The organism is Streptomyces sp. NPDC048479, from assembly GCF_040651435.1.
Classification (GTDB): Bacteria; Actinomycetota; Actinomycetes; order Streptomycetales; family Streptomycetaceae; genus Streptomyces.
In genome coordinates, this window is the sequence record NZ_JBEZKA010000010.1 from 266,588 (window position 1) to 267,098 (window position 511).

General features: G+C 68.1%; 1 protein-coding gene. It reads left to right on the top strand.

Going from position 1 to position 511, the window contains the following annotated elements; all coding sequences use genetic code 11:
* Nucleotides 1-4: 4 nt before the first annotated feature.
* A complete protein-coding gene (locus AB0D12_RS18515) occupies nucleotides 5-418 on the top strand; it encodes a hypothetical protein (protein ID WP_362683466.1) in 414 nt (137 codons plus the stop codon).
* Nucleotides 419-511: the final 93 nt, after the last annotated feature.

Genomic DNA, 511 nt, shown 5'->3' on the forward strand with positions numbered 1-511 from the left:
CGGGATCCGTAACGACAACGGGATCCGCAATGACAACGGGATCCGTAACGACAACGGGATCCGCAATGACAACGGGATCCGTAACGACAACGGGATCCGCAATGACAACGGGATCCGCAATGACAACGGGATCCGTAACGACAACGGGATCCGTAACGACAACGGGATCCGCAATGACAACGGGCTCCTCGGCGACAACGGGCTCCGTATCGACAACGGGCTCCTCGGCGACAACCGGACGGTGGCGACCGCACAGTTCACTGTGCTGCCGGGCCGAGGCGCGCTCGGCGGTCTCGGCGGCTCGGTCGGTCCCAGCGCCACCGAGATGGCGGTCGGCGCCGGCCTGGTCGCCACGGCGGCCGTCGGGGGCAGCCTGTTCATCGCCCGCCGCCGTCGTATGGCCGGCGGAAAGGTCTGACCGGTCGAACCGCGATGAGGGCGATGCGCCCGTCCCGTATCCCGACGTCGGCGAGGTACGCGGGCGCGCCGGTCCCGTCCACGACGGTCGCCG